This window comes from Janthinobacterium sp. Ant5-2-1, assembly GCF_001445815.1.
Lineage (GTDB): Bacteria > Pseudomonadota > Gammaproteobacteria > Burkholderiales > Burkholderiaceae_D > Janthinobacterium > Janthinobacterium lividum_E.
Genome location: NZ_LNCE01000043.1, coordinates 18,214 through 35,850 on the forward strand (window position 1 = coordinate 18,214; position 17,637 = coordinate 35,850).

Below are 17,637 nucleotides of genomic sequence, written 5' to 3' on the forward strand. Positions count from 1 at the left end.
GACGCCAGCGGTCTGTCGGGCAGCAGATTCATGCGTCAGTCAGGAGTAACAGCGTAATGCATGTATTCAGTATCGGCGACACCAATTTCGAAGTGGATGTCGCGAAATCCCGGGTCAGCCTGGAGGCACGCGCCGATGGGATGCGGGAAATCAATATCAAGGTCGAAGCCGACGACGATGTGTTCATGCGGCTGACGGAAGACGACGATGCGCCCTGGTCATGGGCGCTGTATCCGCCGTCCTTCTCTTTGCAGGGCTTGCTCGTTGCGGGACCGGATGCCGCGCCCGTGCACATGCTTGCCGTCGATGCCGACAATCCGCAGTGTGAATCCGCGCTCTACATGATGGAATACCGTGATGTCGCGGATCTGCGCCTGGTGGAATTGTCGGCGCAACGCCTGGCCGTCACAGGCAAGGTGGACTTTTTTGGCAAAAGCCTGCCTTTTGCCATCGATATGCCGCTTACAAGATAGCGGCAATTTTTAATATCGCTATCGGACACGGGGCAGCCTTGACTGGCCGCCCCATGCTCATTACTCCAGCTTCAAGGCCTTCGCCACATCCCCCCACGCCACATACTTGAAGTTCTGCGGCCCATCTGGCAGGCGCTTGTAGCCGTCCTGTATCACCAGCATGCCTTGCGCATACGCGCCGCCCAGGTTGGCGGCCGTGACGTCCAGGCCATCCGTTTCCGACGTGCCGTCAATGCCGGCCGCCAAGTTGAAGCCGACCTTGAAGCGCCCGCGCACCTTGTACGGCGCTTGCGCGTCGAGCACCACGTAGCTGTTGTCGCCCTGGCTGGAGACGATCAGGTAGCCAGAATCAGCCTTGCCGCCCGGCTTGCGGTAGATGGCCATGCCTTCCACGTCGGCCGTCAACTGTGCGCCCACGGGCAGGATCATGGCGAGGGCATCGGGCTTGGCGGCGTCGGCCGAGGTGGTCCAGATGCCGCGCGTTTCCTCGCCGAGGAACAATCTGGCGTTGGCGTCGTCCGCCACGCAGCCTTCCGGTTGCGTGGCGACCTTGAAGCTGCGCAAGAGGGTGGCGCTGAACTTGTTGCCGTTCATGCCGATGCTGTATTGTTGAAAGGTGCCGTCCTTGTCATTGATGAACGCTTGCACGCCGCCGCTGGCTGGCTGGTACAAGCACATGCCGTAGATGCTTTTCAGGCCGGTCGGGAAACGGCCCGCTTCCGCCACGACGCCATCGGCATTGATGGTGAACAGCATCATGCTGTTGTCGTCGCGCTGGGTGGCCACGGCCAGGTCGACCTTGCCGCTACCAAGGCTGATGTTTTGCCGCACGTCGACGTTGTTCAGGCGGCCCACTTCCAGCAACTGGGTCTGCTTGCCCTGCAGGTCGTAGACGAGCAGTCCCTGCTTTTTGTTGGTGCCCAGGATGCGCGCGTCGGCAGGGTTGCTGGACAGCCAGATGGCCGGGTCGTCGGCCGCGTCGCCCTGGCGCGCCATCGGTTCCGTCTGGGCTTGCGGGGCGATGATGGCCACCGCTGGCGATGTTTCCGCCTTGCCATTCCACTTCAATGGCCGCGCTTGCCAACCGTTCTTGCCGCGCAGCATCAAGGAATGTCCATCGAGCGCCAGCTGGCTGTCGCCCTTGTGCACGTTCAAGGCCACGGCTTGCGGCGGCTGGGCCGTCCACTTGCCCGCCTGATGGGCGAGCAGGTGCAGCTTTTCCGCCTTGCCGTCGAGCACGGCCACGCCGCCAGGCAGCACGGCCAGCGCACCGGCGCCGCCGTCCAGCTGGCCATACGGCTTGCGCAGGGCCACCACTTCGCGCTTGCCCATGCCTTCCGAGTCGGCGTCATACGCCCACACACCCATGTTCGACTCGCTCACCAGCAGGCGCTGGGCGCCATCGTCGGCGCGGCAATGCTTGGCGTGCGGCGGCAAGGCGAGTTTGCGTACCAGGCTGCGCTGTTCACTTTGCATCACCCACTGTTCCGCTTGCCCATCCTTGCCGATCAAGAACAGATGATCGAGCTGCTGGGCGTCGCGGTAGAGGCAGGACGCTTCCACGGAAAACGTGGGGACGGGAAATGGCGTAAGGCGATTGAGCTTGCCGGCCTGCACGTCGACGGACACGGGAAGCGGACGCTGCGTGTCCGCTTCCAGGAAGACGGCCAGCACTTTATTGCCGTCGCTGCGCGTGTCGAGCTGCTTGGCGCGCACGGCGATACGGTCCCGTTCCTGGCCGCTTGCGTCGAACAGGCGCAAGCCATGCTTGTCCAGGATCAGCCAGCCGCCGCCGGGCAGGCGCGCCAGTTGTTCCGCTTCCTGCGTGAAGGAAGGGACAGCCTGGACAGGCGCGGCTTGCGCCGTTCCCGCGAGGCAAAAGGCAGCCAGCAAGGCGCTGCAGAGTACGGTTTCTTTTATGTTATTCATGTTCATTGACATCATCAGAAGGCGCTGGCTTTCAGGCTCACTTTGAAAGTGCGGCCGTATTGTTCGTTCTGCACGTTGTATTGCTTCGTGCCTTGATAGACATAGTATTTCTCGTTGTTCAGGTTGGCAGCTTCGAACAGTACCTGGAACTGCTTGTTGATCTGGTAGGACAGCGAGAAATCGAGCTGCTTCTGGCTGGCGACGATATGGTCCTGGCTTGGGTCGAGGATATCGCCGCCCATTTCCAGCAGATACGGCGACTTGTAGTTGAGGGCCAGGCGGGCGCTGACCGGTCCCGTTTCATAGCCCAGCATCAAGTTCATCACCTGGTTTGACTGGCCCGGCAGGCGGATGTCGCGGTTCATCTGCTTGTTGCTGGCTTTGTCGAAACGGCCGATTTGCGCGCTCGAGGTGCTCAGGGTGCCGTTCACGCCGACGAGGAATTTATTGAATGGCGCCGGCAGCATGCGCAGCGGCTGCATGTAGGCCAGTTCGATGCCTTTGACTTTGGCCGCGTCGCCGTTCGCATACGACGTTGCCGTCGTGTAGCTCGTCCATTGACCCGTGCCGGCCAGGTTGGTCGTGTACGTAAAATTCTTGATGTCCTTGTAGAAGCCGTAGGCGGACATCACGCCGTCGTTGCCCAGCACCCGCTCGATGCCGAGATCCAGGTTGTTCGCCTTCAAGGGTTTCAAGTCCGGGTTGCCGATCACGGCTTCCGTGTTGCTGGCCAGGCTGATGCCTGGCGCCAGCTGGCTGAAGTTGGCGCGCACGACGGCTTGCGTCCAGGCGGCCCGCACGCTGGTCTTTTGATCGACGTCATAACGGGTTTGCAGGTTCGGCAGCCAGTTGGTGTACGAACGTTCGCGCGTCAATGCCGTGGCAACGCCGGCGCTGTCCACTTGCGAGCCGGCCGCCTCGAAACTGGTGCGCTCGGCGCGCACGCCGCCCAGGATGTGCCAGGCGTCGAAGTCATAGCTGTTCTGCACGTACATGGCGTTGATGTCTTCATGCATGCGGTAATCGTTGATGATCGATTCCGTGGCCAGGCGCGCCTTGGCGCGGTCGAGTCCCGCCACGCGGGCGCGTATCAGGGCCGGATCGAGCGCCACGCCGATGTTGCCCAGGTCATAGTCGAGATTGTGGCCCTGCACGAAATTGCTCATTGACGTGGAGCCGGCACCCCAGTAATTGCCGCTGGTGGCCTTGTTGCTGTTATACGCCCATTGATCCGTGTCATTGGTCTTTTCGCGGCGGCTGACTTTGGCGCCGAATTTCAGGGTGGCGATGTCGAACTTGCGCGCCAGGTCGATGCGTGCATGGTGTTCATTGTCCTTCGAATAGCGTTTTTGCAGGGTGATGGCGTTGAGCGCGTAGCTGGCCGGATCGTACAGCGAGGCGGGGCCGCTCAGTTTCGGCTCCTGCGTATCCGTAAAGCTGATGCCGGCGAAATTGCTGGTGCCCCGGAAACGGCCATCGTTCAGGGATTCCGGCGTGTCTTCCGTGGCGCGGCTCAGGCCGCCTTTCACGTCCAGGGTCCAGTCGCCTGATTTCTGCTGCGTGCCCAGCACGAGCGATCGCACTTGCTGCGTGTACTTGCGCTGGCGGATGCGGCGCTCGGCGCGCGCGCTGGCCGTCTGGTCTTCGGCCAGGCTGCCGCCCGCGATATTGCTGATGGTCAGGCGGTCGCGCACTTCATTGTCGGAAAACTCGCTGACGAACGAGCGCAAGAACCAGCTGTTGCCCGCTTCGGGACGGTAATCGAGGTTGACGGCCAGGGCGCCGCGCTTGCGCACGGGCAGGTAGTCGCGCAATTCCAGTCCCGACAATTTACCCTTGCTCCAGGCGCCGCCCGTTTCCACGTCGTCCGAGCCGAACGAGCGCTTTTCTGCGCTCAGGCCGGCTGCCACGCCCAGCTTGCCGTCGAGGAAGCGCTGGGCCCACAGGCCGCCGCCGCTGGGGCTGGTCTTGCCCGTCTTTTCATCGTAGCTGGCGCCCACGTTGGCCGACAGCAGCTTGCCCGGCAAGTCGAAGGCGGACAGCGATTTGACCTCGACCGTGGCGCCCAGCGAGTTGGCGTCCATTTCCGGCAGCAAGGTCTTCGAGACTTCCAGCGTGCGGATCAGGCCGGCAGGCAGGATGTCGAGCGCCACGGCGCGGCGGCCCGCTTCCGGCGACGGCACGAGGGCTCCGTTGATGGTGACGGCGTTCAAGTCCGGACCCAGGCCGCGCACCGTGATGTAGCGGCCTTCGCCCTGGTCGCGCTGCACGGATACGCCCGGCAAGCGGGCCAGCGCCTCGGCCGCGTTTTTGTCGGGCAAGCCGCCGATATCGTCGCTGCTGATGACGCTGATGATGTTGTCGGCTTTCTCTTGCGCGGCAATGGCGTTGCGCAGGCTGGCGCGCTGGCCGCTGACGACCACGGTGGCGGCCGGCTGGCCGTCCGCATCTTGCGCATGGCTTTGACCGCTAAAGACGGCCATGATGCCGAGGGCCAGGGCCGTCAGGCGCAGCGGGGAGGGGAACGAAGTGTGCATGGTTTTCATGAAGAGCTCGGTTAGGGGAAGGAACCGGGCGGATTCTAGGCAGCAAATATGACGATTGCGTGACAGGCAAGGGCTTGCCACCCTGAAAACAACGGCCCATGAACGCTTTCCGGCCGGAAATGAACCCTGGTGAGCTGAAATGACCTGCCGGTCGTGGGCACATGGGGCGTGGCATGCCGTATTTGCATGAGCGCCCAAGGTAATGATGAGCCGTTTGCACCTGCCGCACGGGCGTGGGGCATGTCATCGTGCCGTCATGGGCGGGCGCTATCGTGGCGACAGCACCACTTTTAAAGGTTTTCCCACATGCTGCCATTGCACCGTAACAGCCTGATTGCCGCCGCACTGGCCTTGCCCCTGTTCTTGTTCCTGTACGCCACGTTAGGGCACCCTAAACCGATTGCCATCTGGAAGTGGATGGATATCGTCTGCGAAGGCGGCACGGCCGTCATGGCGGGCATCTGGTTTTTGTTTACCCTCAGCAGCCGCCCGCGCGGACTGGTGACGAGCCTGATCGCCGGCGGCCTGTGCGCCATCATGCTGGGTTCCTGGGCCGATTGCCTGGACGAATTCTTTGCCATCGACAAGAGCGCCGTGTGGGATAACTGGCTCGAAGGCTTGATTCCGTTTGGCATGCTGTTGGTGACGATCGGCATGTATTACTGGCGCCAGGAACAGTTTCGCTTGAACGAGCACCTGCAAAAGCGCGAACGCCTGTTCCGCGACCACCGCGCCTTCGACCGCATCACGCAGCTGGCCGACGCCAGCTATTTGCGCACGCAGATGCGCCTGGAACAGGAACGTCGGCCCGGCCTCGATTGCGCGCTGGTCTTGCTCGATATCGACAGCTTTCACTTGATTAACCCCGAATACGGCCACCGCGAAGGCGACCGCGTGCTGCAAGCCGTGGGCCACATGCTGCTCTTGAACTTGCGCAATGATGATTTGTTGTGCCGCTATGCGGGCGACCGCTTCGCCGTGCTGATGCCGGGCGTGTCGCGCGAGGATGCGGCCGTGAAGGCGCGCCACCTGTGCGCCATGGTGGGGCAGATGCGCCACTACGCCAACGACAACCGCGAAATCCGCTTGAGCTTGCGGCATGCGTGCTCGCTCACCGATGGCGTTCCGGAAGTGGTGTTGGCCGAGCTGAGCCGGGCCGTGGAGACGCCACGCTCCGGTGCCGGGATCAGTTCCGCCGCGCCTGCCTGATGCCGCTGAACCAGCAAGGCGACCCCAGCATCGCGGCCCATCACCAGCCGGCGCTGGTGCTCGATTACGCGCGCAGCCGGGAGCTGGCTGTGGCGCCGCTGCTCAAGGGCACGGGCCTCGATGGCGGCGCGCTGCCATCCGCGGAAAGCCAGGTCAGCGCCGCGCAATACCTGCAATTGCTGGCCAACGTGGCGCGCGGCCTGGACAGTGCCGACACGAGTTTCATGCTGGGCCAGCAAATGCTGCCCGGCCATTACGGCGCGGCCAGCCATGCCTTGCTGCAGGCGCAGAATCTGCGCCAGGCCTTGACCATGCTGTGCGACTTTCATACCTTGCTGTGTCCGCTGCTGCAACCGCGCTTGCGCGAAGCGGGCGACATGCACGTGCTGTACTGGGTCGATGCGTTCGGCGCGCCCAGCCAGTTGCCATTTCTGGTGGAAATGCACATGACGGCGCTGGCGGCCATGTGCCGCTGGCTGGCCGGAGAGTCCTTGCCGTGGCGCTTCTGCTTCAACCGCGCGCGGCCCCGTCACGTGGAGCAGCATGAGGTGCACCTGGGCCAGGCCCTGCGTTTCGATTGCCAGGTCGACGCCATGCTCATCGATTCCAGCTGGCTCGATAAACCCTGGCCGCGCGGCAATGCCACGGCGGCCGCGCTGGCCTTGCGCGCGGCGGCACTGGCGCCCGTGCCGGCGGCCAGCCTGCTCGGTGCGCTGTACGACTACCTGCTGGCCAATATCCGTTGCGCACCGACCCTGGAGCGCACGGCGCAGGAATTCGGCGTCAGTCCCGCTACCCTGAAACGCCATCTGGCGCGTCATGGCACGCATTTCCAGGCCGAGCTGGACCAGGTGCGCGCGCACAAGGCGATTTACCTGTTCCAGGCGCATGGCTACGACAACGACGCCGTGGCCGCTTACCTCGGCTTTCATGATGCCACCAACTTCCGCCGTTCGTTCAAGCGCTGGACGGGGCAAACACCACAGTTGCTGCGTCATGCGCTGGCCTTGTTCGTCGCTGGATGAGAACGCCGATCAAAACCTACTGCGCGTCGTGACTTACGGCCTGCGATGCTCACTGTGCTAGAGCACAGTTGCGCTTCTCGGCCGCAATTCACTTCCGCTCGCTACGGTTTTGATGGGCGTCGCCCATTCCATGTGGGGCGCGCGGGTTTTGTCGGACGTTGCGCGCCAGCGCCACGGGCAGTTGTTCCTGAGGGAACAATTGCCCGTTCTGCTACATCCATAGTACACTCGATCAGAGAGCGAACAGACGCGCTTTGAGGCGCTCCGGCACGGCGTCGCGCGACGCCGCAATACCGCCATTGCGATGGCGGCGCCGGCGGCAAACGACCGGTGTGCCGTGCCTTAACCCAGCCTGGAATCTGGTGTCACCAGTGTGGTGCGCCGGAAACCGGGCAACTTGATAATGCTCAATCGTGTATTCACAATCGCAGATCGATCCAGTCGTCAGTTTCCGCAACACCCAAGGTGAGGCGGTGCGCGGCACGATTTTCAACTTGCAGCGCAATTCGCTCGTCATGGAAATCTACAATCCATACTCGATTGTGCAGGTCAGCGAGGTGCTCAATGACGTGACGGTGCGCATGGGGGCGAAGAACGCCTACGTGGGCAAGGCCGTCGTCATCAGCAGCGTCAACACGGGCCTGACCGCCATCGTTTCCGTGACCCTGATCGACGAGTGGCGCGAGCTGAGTGACGTGGTCGTCGTCAAGGGCGCCGTATTGAAAGAGTCCAGCGCTTTCGTCGCCGGCTGGGGCGAGCGCTTCCGCATCCGCCGCGATTACCAGATCGTCGTCAACGAAATGCGCGCCTTTCTGTCGGAAGTGGCGCGCTGGGTCGAGCAGGTCGACTTGTCCGACTCGCTGCCCAAGGAAAACGGCCGGTTGCGCCCCGATATCTTCGACGAGCTGGCCTTGCCGCTGATGGAGCAGACCCAGCTGTACTTGCGCCAGCTCGAGGTGGAAGCCTCGCTCGTCGAGGAAGAGCGGGCGCCGGCCCACCGCGCGTTCGCCCAGGCGGCGCTGCATCCTTTGATCCTGCGCGCACCGTTCGTCTTTCGCACGTTTACCAAGCCGCTCGGCTATGCGGGCGACTACCAGATGGTCAACCAGCTGCTCGACGATCCGCGCCAGGGGCCGAGCACGTATTTTCAGATCGTCAATGCGGCTTTCCTGCAGGCGGCCGTCGCCACGGCGCACCGCAACCGCATCGATATCCTGACGGAATTCCTGTCGCAAAAGGCCGCCGCGGCCCGTGCTGCCGGGCGTGTGTATAAGGTACTCAACGTGGGCTGCGGTCCCGCCATCGAGGTGCAGCGTTTCCTCGAGACGTGCCCCGACGCGCAGTGGCTGGCCTTCGAGTTGGTTGACTTCAGCAGCGAGACCCTGGACTGGACGCGCGCGCGCCTGACGACCATCATGCAGCGCACGGGAAGAGTGGTCGAGATCGATTATGTGCACGATTCCGTGCATAACCTGCTCAAGCGCCGCCATGGCTCGGGCATCACGGGCTTGCCCGGCAGTTTCGACGCCGTGTATTGCGCCGGCCTGTTCGACTACCTGTCCGACAAGGTGTGCGCGCGCCTGCTGATGCACTTTGCCTCGCGCGTGGGGCCGGGTGGACGTTTGCTCGTCACCAATGTGCATGCGAATAACCCGGGCAAGTTCGGCATGGAGCATTTGCTCGAGTGGCATCTGATCTATCGCAATGAAGAGGGCCTGTCGGCCTTGCTGCCCGAGCATGCGACGAATCCGCTGATCTATGTCGACGCGACGGGCGTGAATGTGTTCGCGGAAGTGAGCATTCCTTGATGGATACTCCAGGCCTGCACGCCGGCTACACGGCCGTTTTGCGCGACTTCCGCCTGGAATTCAGCCGCGGCGGGGCGTACACGGGCATCGTGCTGATCCTGCTGGGCATGGGCCTCGATTCAGCCCTGTACCCGGACAAGCAGTCGGCGTTTACCAGCGCGCGCATTGTCGTGTCCGTGCTGATTTTTTGCGTCGTGCTGGCCATGCGCACGCGCTGGGCGCAAGACCGCATCCAGGGGCTGACTTTTGTCTGGCTGATCCTGCCGCAAATCATGATCGCCTGGATGATCGCCGTCACGGAAGGCGCCACCTCGATCTATTACGTGGGCATGACCCTGGCCATTTATTCGTCGGGCATCGTGCTGGCGTTCGGCTTGTGGCAAAACATGGTCTTCGGCGCCATCTCCTGCCTGCTGTACGTGGTCGCCTGCGCCTGGCATGCGGGCGGCTTCGACTTGCCGGGCACCTTTGTCGTCAACTGTCTGTTCCTCATCATGTCGGCCAGCATCAGCGCCGTCTTCACCTATTTCAACGAGCGCGCCCGCTTCATGCTGTTCCAGCTGAAGGCGGAAGTGGCGCAAAAGAACACGCAGCTGGAAGAAACCAACAAAAGCCTGGCCGATATCAAGGGGCAGATGCTGCAGCAAGAGAAAATGGCCGCCATCGGCACTCTGGCCGCCGGCATGCTGCATGAAGTGAACAACCCCGTAAATTTCTGCATGATGGCCATCGAAGTGGCCATCGAAGACCCGGCGGCCCAGCAAAGCGCGCTCGTCAGCGAATGCCTGGCCGACGCCAAGCAGGGCATGCTGCGCGTGCAGCACATCGTGTCCGACTTGAAGACCTTTGCCTACCGCAAGAGCGGCAACCAGCTGGAAACGGGACACTTTCAGTTCCGCAGCGCGCTCGACGCGGCCATCCGCCTGGTGGGCCATGAAACGAAGAATGTCAGCATCAGCCACGACTTGCCGGTCGACACTCTGGTGCGCGGCGACGAGGCGGCCATCGTGGGCGTGCTGATCAACTTGCTGGGCAATGCAGTGCTGTCCATGCGCAAGGGCAACGCGCCGCCGTTCGAGATCCGCATCACGGCCCACTGGGACGACAACCGCCTGCGCATCAGCGTGCGCGACAACGGTCCCGGCATCGCCCCGGAAAACCTGGCGCGCGTGTTCGAGCCGTTCTTCACCACGCGCGAAGTGGGGCAGGGACTGGGACTGGGCCTGAGCATCAGCTATGGCGTGATCGAGCGCCACGGCGGAACATTGAGCGCCGAAAGCGAGCTGGGCGAATGGGCCAGCATGAATTTCGACTTGCAGCGCTCCGATTGGGAGGGCCGCTAGCATGGACAGCGATAGCCGCGCCAGCGTGCTGTACGTGGACGACGAAGCGCTCGCCTGCAAGTATTTCGAGCGCGCCGTCGGTCCCCGTTACCGCGTATTGACGGCGCAGAGCGTCGATGCGGCGCTCGCTCTGCTGGAAGACGAGGCCGGCCAGATCGACGTGCTCGTCACCGATTACCGCATGCCGGACCGCCTGGGCAGCGAGTTGCTGCAGGAAGTGGCGCAGCGCTATCCGCACATCGTCTGCATGCTGGTGACCGCGTATGCGGACAAGGATGTGCTGCTAGAGCTGATCAATGGCGGCACCTTGTTCCGCCTGCTGGAAAAGCCGCTCGACCTGGCCGCCATGCAAACGGCGCTGCAGCTGGCCGTGCAGACGGGCCGCGAACGGGCCGCGCGCCGCCAGGGCCTGGTGGCGATGGAAGAGTCGCTGGCTTTCCTCGCACATGAATTGAATACGCCGCTGGCGGCCATCGCCAATTTTGCGCGCGGCATTGCGCGGCGCGCGCAGGCGGACGCCGCATCGCAGGCCGAGATCGGCGAAGCGGCCGCCCTGATGCACGACAATGCGCGCTATTGCCTGTCCGTGCTGGCCAGCTTTATCGACACGGTGCGCCTGGCCAGCGCTGGGCCGGGCATGCAGGGAGGACGCCGCGCCGGCAGCGCGCGCCAGTTGCTGGACGCCTTGCTCGACAGCTATCCCTTGAGCACGGCCCAGCGCGCCGCCATCACGGTCGAAGTGGGCGAAGATTTCTCCATTGCCGAGTCGCCCAATTGCGTTGCGCTGATATTATCGTCCGTGCTGGCAAATGCCTTGCGTTCGGCCGGCGAGAAAGCCCATCCTGTGATCGGCATCCGCATCGATGCCGGCCGCATCACGGTGCGCGACAATGGCGCCGGCATCGCCCCCGAGATTGTCGAGCAGCTGTTGATCGACCCCGTCAGTGCCAGCGGCGGCGAAGGCAAGGGCTGGGGCATGGTGTTTTGCCACCGCATGATGCAGTCGTTCGGCGGCAACCTCGATATCGCCACCGAGTTTGGCGCCTCCACCACGGTAACCCTGAATTTTCCAGTACATATAAGGAACGAGCATGATTGACGCCAATCTGCGTTTACCGGCTCAGCGTGAGCCGGCGCAAGGCTTGCCGACGATACTTTACGTCGATGACGAGGCCAACGCCCTGAAATACTTCCAGCGCGCCATCGCGCCGCTGGCCGACGTGCTGACGGCGACTTCGGTCGAGGAGGGCAAGCGCATCCTCGACGAGCAGGCCGACCGCATCGCCGTGCTGGTGTCGGACCAGCGCATGCCCGGCGCTTACGGCAACGAGTTGCTGTCATACGCCTGGGACCGCCATCCGCACATCGTGCGTATTTTGACCACCGCGTATTCCGAACTCGAGCACACGGTGGAAGCCGTCAACCAGGGGCAGATCCACCGCTACATCCAGAAGCCATGGGATATCGCGGCGCTGCGCATGGAACTCAAACAGGCGCTGGAACTGGCGCGCTTGCGCAACGAACACGCCCAGTTGCTGCGCGAAAAACTGATGGTGCGCCAGCGGCAAGCCGTTGCCAACCGCATCGGCACCCTGTACGCCTTGTGCGCCAGCCTGGCCGGTCCGGAACAGCAGCTGCCCGTGGAAGCGTATTTGTCGGCGGCCCTGACGGCCGGCGTCACGCCGCCCGAGCCGAACTGGCTGCTGATGGATTATGCCGACCTGGTCAGTTCGGAAGCCTTCCGCGGCACGGCCTTTGCCGCCGCCGTGCGCCAGCAGCTCGACACGCTCGAGCGCGAGCATCCGGGGCGTGGCGTGGAGCAGGTGATCGACATGCTGCTGCCCGTGTTCGGCGCGGCGCTGCAAAACCAGGGCGGCACGGCGCTGTTCCTCGATGGCCGGCTGCTGACGGAATTCCTGGAAACGCCGACCACGGCGCCCGTCTCGGCCATCCACTCGTTCTGGCTGGCCAGCTTGCTGTGGCTGGCGCGGCGCGGGTGGTCTCTGCAGTTGAGCAAGACGGAACTGGGCTTGCAGGGCAAGGTAGTGCAGGCTGAACCGGCGCTCACGCCAGACCACCTGGCGGCCTGGATCGAGCAGTTCTGATCAGTCCGGCCCGCAAGGGGCCGGCGCCAAAGAAAACAGGGCCACGCGGACCCTGTTTCCATTTGCTGCGAGCGGGCTTAGCGTTCCGCGGCCGCCTTCAGGTTGTTCAAGCCTTTTTCAAAATCCTTGCCGATCATCCTGTCCATGCTGACGAAGACCGTCATGACCTTGCTGACGTAAGGGCTGGGGCCCGTCATGGTCCAGTTCACCTTGGTGCCGTCGCCCTCCGGCGTCATGGTAAAGGTGGTGGTATTGTGGCTTTCGAACGGCTTGAGGAAGTCCAGCTTGATGACGGTGCGTTCGGGCTGGGCCGCTTCCGTGATTTCCATGCGGCCGGCGCCCACCTTGTCATTGCCTTGCCATGCATATTGCGCGCCCAGGCCATTGGCCGGACCCGCAAACGTGCGGCGCATGGCTGGATCGAGCTTTTCCCACGGCGACCAGGCGGCCCAGTAATGGAAGTCCGTGATCAGGGCGGCGATTTTCTCGGGCGGGGCCTTGATGGTGATTTCGCGCTGGACACTGAAAGTATCGGGCTTGGTGGTGGCATAACCGAGGATGGCGGCGACGACGACAACGATCAGCAGCAGGGTTTTTTTGATCATATGCTCTCCAAATCTTGAATGGTCGATGCGAACGAATCTAGGCAATCTTAGCAGATATGAATGGCTGTGAGCGGCCTGTTGGCCTTTATTTGCGCCAGCTCTGCGCAGGCCCGCCTGTCTGCCCATTTCCAGGCGCGCACGCCAGGCTGGTGCGGGTTTGTGGTGACGGCCCGCGTCCGCTAGAATGCTGGCCTGCAAAGATTTCACTTAGGGAAATATGATTCAACGATCGATCGCCAGGCTGACCCTGGCGTGCGGCTTGCTGGCTTCCGCCTTTGCCGCGAACCTGGCGCATGCCGATACCTGTCCCGCCCATTACGTCGACGGCCGCAAGCCGGAAATCAGCAACCCCAAGCTGGACGTGGCGACCAAAGAGCTGTGCTACAACGTGTTTGGCGTGATGCATTCGGGTATCACGCGCACGCCGCTGTGGTCGGCCGAGCACTTGACGGCGAACAATCTGGACGCGGCGCAGGATTTGTCGCGCGAAAACTCCTTCCACGCCGAACGCAAGCTGCCCGCCGCCCAGCGCGCGGAATTGGCCGACTATGCGCGCAGCGGCTTCGACCGTGGCCACATGGCGCCCAACGGCGACATGCCGGACCGCCAGAGCCAGCGCGACAGTTTTACCCTGGCCAACATGGTGCCGCAAGACTCACGCAACAACCGCTATGTGTGGGCCGGCATCGAAGGCGCCGTGCGCAAGATGGCCAAGAAAGAGGGCGACCTGTACGTGATCACGGGGCCGGCTTTTATTGGCGGCAACTTGCGCAAGGTGGGCCGGGTGATCGTGCCCAGCCATCTGTACAAGGCCGTGTACAGCCCGCGCCAGCGCGCCGGCGCTGCCTACTTCATTGAAAACGTCGACACCAAGACGTATGAAGTGTTGAGCATTGCACAACTGGAAGACAGGATCGGCATCGATCTGTTACCGTCGCTGACGCGCCAGCAAAAGCTGCGCATGCTGAGTTTGCCCAAGGTGAAGAGCAAGTCCAAAAAATAAGACCGTCAAAAAGGAAATCCCATGTGCGCAAACAAATTCGTCCCGTATGCCAATGAAAGCGATGTGCTGGAAATCGGCAGCCTGACCATCGAAAACCGGATCGACCGTATCAGCATCAGCGGCGACATCGACCTGACCCTGGACAAGCCGGGCCTGGCCCTGGCCAAACAGCTGCAAAAACTGCTGGCCGACGTGGTGGCGCAGCTGGAAAAGCAGGAACTGCCGGACCAGCTGCCGCCGCCCGAGGTGACCTCCATAGCCAATCCCTTCGAGTAGTGGTCAAAAAAAACGCCTCCCGAAGGAGGCGTTTGCTTTTGCATGGCGTTAATTAAAACGTGTAGCGCGCATTGAAGGTGAAGTAGCGGCCATAGGCGTTATGCAAGCCTTCGTTGTAGCCGACGGCTGGGTAGTCCGGATCATACGGTGCGGCGCGGTCGAACAGATTCTGGATGTTGATGCCCAGGCTCAGGTTCTTGAAGCCGGTGTACGTATAACCGAGGCCCACCGTGGTCCAGCTGGCGACCTTGCAGTCCGGGAAGGCCGTTTCGTAGCCAGGGATCGTGGTATTGCGATCCGGCGCCGCATCGGTAGGCTTCTTCGTGCCAAAGGAACAGAAAGGCTGGTCGTAGATCTCGGCGCCGTCGCGGCTACGCTTGAGCGATACGCTGCCAACGAAGTTCAGCGAAGCGTTGACGCTATGGTCGCCACGCGTCCAGTTCGTGGTCAGCGAAGCCTTGACCTTCGGCATGTCGGTGCCGGTGGACAATTGCCAGTCGTACAGGTTAGGACGGGTACCCGCGACGTTGTTGACCGTGTCGCCTTCGTGCTGCTCCAGCTTGTAGCTGTAGACATACGTGCCGCGCAAGGCGGTGCTGAGCGAACCCCATTCACCGAGCTTGTTACGCAGACGACCTTCGAAATCGACGCCGCGCAGTTCGGTCGAACCCTGGTTGGACCAAGGTGTCTTGACTGACAACAAGGTGCCCGTGCCGGGAATCGGATTGCCGTTCGCGTCCGTGATGAAGTTGGCCGGGTTCTGGTCGCGCAGGACGTTTTCCGGCGAGCGGTCTTCGTTCTTCAGCGCTTCGCTGGCCGTACCGAGCGCCACTTCTTTTTCCTTGCGCACGCGGTACACGTCGACGACCACGTCGATGTTGGAGGTTGGCGAGTAGATCAGGCCCAGCGAGTAGCTTTTCGACGTTTCCGGCTTCAGGTCCGGATTGGCGCCACCGACGCCAGAGATCGACTTGCTGCAGTCGGCCGTCACGCCGCCGGGACGCGGGGTGCTTTCATCTTCCTGGCAGCGTTTCGGATCCCACACGCCTTGCAGGAAGAATTGCGCGCCGCCTGGCGTCACTTGCGACAGGGCGGGAGCGCGGAAACCTTCGGCATACGTGCCGCGGAAGGCCAGCGTATCCGTGGCGGTCCACTTGGCGCCCACTTTCGGCACGAAGTTGGTTTTGATGCCAGGATATTTGTCTACCCGGCCGGCAAAGTCCATCTCGAAGCTCTTGGTGAATGGCGTGCGCAGTTCGACGAAGGCCGACTTGACGTTGCGCTGGCCGTCGATGATGGTATTGGATTGTCCGTAGATTTCGCCGTTGGCAACCTTGCTGTCCGGATCGATGCGGATTTTCTCCTGGCGCAGTTCGAAGCCGATAGCCAGGCCCATGGCCCCGCCGCCCAGCTTGCCGAATTCCGTGCTGGCCTTGCCGTCCAGCTGGACGATTTCCGCTACGCCTTCGCTTTTCGGATCGTAGCCGATGGTCGGATCGGCCGCCAGCTGCGCCAGCGAGGTGCCGGTATTGAGTTTGCGCAAGGTTGGCAGGTACAGGCGGCCATATTGCGTTTCATCGCGTTCCGAGCGGTTCCACAGCAGGCCGGTGTCCCAGCTCCAGCCGAAGTGATCGCCTTGCAGGCCCGTCAGCAGGCGCATGTTCTGGTTGACCGTTTCCGATCCGCCACGCAGGTTTTCAAAGCGGTAGGCAACCGATGCGCGGGCATTCGTCAGCGGGTTGTCCGGATGGCCAATCGGCAGGATGGCCTGGAATGGATCGGCCAGGCCCGTCGCCATGTAATTGGTGACGGAGGTCGTGCCGAGGGAGATCGGCGCGCCCGTGTACGAGCGTGAGGAGCGCGTGTAAGCCGCTTCCGCGTAGCCGGTGACGCTGCTGCTGAGCTTCAAGGTGCCGCGGCTTAACACGCTGGCATCGCGGCCGTCGCCCTGGCTTTCGAGGAATTGATCGAGGTCATAGTTACAGAAGGTGCGGCCAATGAGGATGCTCGTTGGCAGCAGGCCATCCTTGGTGCCGCCCGTAATGCGTTCCGACGGGTCGCAGCCCAGGTTGAAGGTTACGCGCGCAGGCGCAGTCGCTTGCGTCACGCCGAAGTTGCGCGAGCCTGGCGATGATTCGCGGTACACGGTCGCGTATTTCGAGACGGAACTCGAGTAGTTGGAGCGGAAGCGGCCGTTCAAATCCTGATAGGTCGAGTAGGCGACATCCTTGGCGTCGCGGCGGGCAACGCGGTCGCGTTGCGAGAAGTCGGCTGCGACGAAGACGTTGTAGCCATCGACGTCCAGGTCGCCCGTGCCGAAGAAGCCATTTACGTTCTTGCGGCGGAACAAGCCATCGTCGTTGGCGCCCGCGTTGCCGGCGATTTGCGCACCGCGATAGTTCGATTTGGTGATGAAGTTGATGACCCCGCCGATGGCGTCCGAGCCGTAGACGGCCGATGCGCCGTCTTTCAGGATTTCGACGCGATCCAGGGCGGACAGCGGGATGCTGTTCAAGTCATACAGGGTGGAGTTGCCGTTGTTCGGGTCGGCGTAGGCCGAAGGCGTCATGCGCCGTCCGTTCAGCAGGATCAGTGTGGAGCTTGAGCCCAGTCCTCGCAGCGAGGCCGTGGCGACGCCCTTGGCAAAACCGCTGCCGCTGGCCTGGTCCTGGTTGGTGTCGGAGCCCATGGATGGCACCAGTTTCATCAGTTCGGCAACGGTCGATACGCCGCTGTCCTTGATATCCTTGGCGGTAATCACATCGACAGGAGAGGTGCCTTCCTTGTCGGCCCGCTTCAAGTTCGAACCTGTAATGAGAATTTTTTGCAGCGCCGGCTCCTGTGGTGCCAGTTGCGCGTAGACCAGCTGCGAGGAAGACAAGGTCAGGGCGACTGCGATCACGCTTTGTTTCAAGACTATTTTTTTAAGCAAAATATTCTCCATCGAATTTCAACTGCTGAACACATGGCCGACCATCGTTGTGCGATGTGCGGCTTTCCCGGTCTAGTGGATCGCTTCAGCGATTTTTGTTGCAGAACCGTATAAACAGTTTTGCCTAGACCTTTATAAAAACATCTTCGGAAAAGTTGCGCCATGCTTTTTTTAATATTGTCACGTTGACACAACAGTTTATCCAGAATATTTTTATGCTTACATATTCGGTAAAAAATTGATGGCAGGAAAAAGATTCTATGCTAGGAAATATCTGAAAATTAGTAAATAGACAATGAAAAAAATACACCATAAATTTTCTAACATATTGTTTTTTAAGGAGTAATTTATAATCATTCTTGTTTTAAATGGCATTTTTATAT

Annotated in this window: 13 protein-coding genes; 9 read left to right on the forward strand and 4 right to left on the reverse strand. The window is 61.9% G+C overall.

Annotated features, from left to right (window positions below; all coding sequences use genetic code 11):
* The first annotated feature begins 56 nt into the window (after positions 1-56).
* Positions 57-473 (forward strand): hypothetical protein, encoded by a 417-nt coding sequence (locus tag ASN89_RS14455; RefSeq protein WP_058049730.1) that lies wholly within the window; start codon positions 57-59, stop codon positions 471-473.
* A 60-nt stretch (positions 474-533) separates the two neighbouring features.
* On the opposite strand, the gene ASN89_RS14460 is transcribed toward ASN89_RS14455, so the two are convergent.
* Both ASN89_RS14460 and ASN89_RS14465 read right to left on the reverse strand, forming a co-directional pair.
* A complete protein-coding gene (locus ASN89_RS14460; protein ID WP_058049740.1) occupies positions 534-2,402 on the reverse strand; it encodes a phytase in 1,869 nt (622 codons plus the stop codon).
* Between the two features lie 14 nt (positions 2,403-2,416).
* The gene (locus ASN89_RS14465) at positions 2,417-4,948 is read right to left on the reverse strand and encodes a TonB-dependent receptor (RefSeq protein ID WP_058049731.1); all 2,532 of its coding nucleotides are present in this window, start codon (positions 4,946-4,948) and stop codon (positions 2,417-2,419) included.
* Positions 4,949-5,254: 306 nt separating this feature from the next.
* Between ASN89_RS14465 and ASN89_RS14470 the strand changes: the two genes are divergently transcribed.
* From ASN89_RS14470 to ASN89_RS14495, 6 genes are all read left to right on the forward strand, one after another.
* Complete coding sequence (locus ASN89_RS14470) at positions 5,255-6,157, forward strand: GGDEF domain-containing protein (protein ID WP_058049732.1); 903 nt, start codon at positions 5,255-5,257, stop codon at positions 6,155-6,157.
* Complete coding sequence (locus ASN89_RS14475) at positions 6,157-7,182, forward strand: AraC family transcriptional regulator (protein ID WP_046682812.1); 1,026 nt, start codon at positions 6,157-6,159, stop codon at positions 7,180-7,182. Before ASN89_RS14470 ends, ASN89_RS14475 begins: the two co-directional genes overlap by 1 nt.
* A gap of 413 nt (positions 7,183-7,595) precedes the next feature.
* The gene (locus ASN89_RS14480; RefSeq protein ID WP_046682811.1) at positions 7,596-8,990 is read left to right on the forward strand and encodes a class I SAM-dependent methyltransferase; all 1,395 of its coding nucleotides are present in this window, start codon (positions 7,596-7,598) and stop codon (positions 8,988-8,990) included.
* Positions 8,990-10,333 (forward strand): sensor histidine kinase, encoded by a 1,344-nt coding sequence (locus ASN89_RS14485; protein ID WP_046682810.1) that lies wholly within the window; start codon positions 8,990-8,992, stop codon positions 10,331-10,333. The genes ASN89_RS14480 and ASN89_RS14485 overlap by 1 nt, the downstream gene beginning before the upstream one ends.
* A 1-nt stretch (position 10,334) precedes the next feature.
* Positions 10,335-11,432: a hybrid sensor histidine kinase/response regulator gene (locus ASN89_RS14490; protein WP_058049733.1), complete on the forward strand. Its 1,098-nt coding sequence runs from the start codon at positions 10,335-10,337 to the stop codon at positions 11,430-11,432.
* The gene (locus tag ASN89_RS14495) at positions 11,425-12,438 is read left to right on the forward strand and encodes a response regulator (RefSeq protein WP_058049734.1); all 1,014 of its coding nucleotides are present in this window, start codon (positions 11,425-11,427) and stop codon (positions 12,436-12,438) included. The genes ASN89_RS14490 and ASN89_RS14495 overlap by 8 nt, the downstream gene beginning before the upstream one ends.
* A gap of 77 nt (positions 12,439-12,515) precedes the next feature.
* Here ASN89_RS14495 and ASN89_RS14500 read toward each other — a convergent pair whose 3' ends face one another.
* Positions 12,516-13,043, reverse strand: coding sequence for an SRPBCC family protein (locus ASN89_RS14500; RefSeq protein ID WP_046682807.1), 528 nt, complete (start codon positions 13,041-13,043; stop codon positions 12,516-12,518).
* A gap of 217 nt (positions 13,044-13,260) precedes the next feature.
* Here ASN89_RS14500 and ASN89_RS14505 point away from each other — a divergent pair, with 217 nt between their 5' ends.
* Positions 13,261-14,046 carry a DNA/RNA non-specific endonuclease gene (locus ASN89_RS14505; RefSeq protein ID WP_058049735.1) on the forward strand — a complete coding sequence of 262 codons (786 nt, stop codon included), beginning with the start codon at positions 13,261-13,263 and terminating at the stop codon, positions 14,044-14,046.
* Positions 14,047-14,067: 21 nt separating this feature from the next.
* Complete coding sequence (locus tag ASN89_RS14510) at positions 14,068-14,322, forward strand: hypothetical protein (protein WP_058049736.1); 255 nt, start codon at positions 14,068-14,070, stop codon at positions 14,320-14,322.
* A 52-nt stretch (positions 14,323-14,374) separates the two neighbouring features.
* On the opposite strand, the gene ASN89_RS14515 is transcribed toward ASN89_RS14510, so the two are convergent.
* Positions 14,375-17,224 carry a TonB-dependent receptor gene (locus tag ASN89_RS14515; protein WP_160309277.1) on the reverse strand — a complete coding sequence of 950 codons (2,850 nt, stop codon included), beginning with the start codon at positions 17,222-17,224 and terminating at the stop codon, positions 14,375-14,377.
* Between the last annotated feature and the right edge of the window lie 413 nt (positions 17,225-17,637).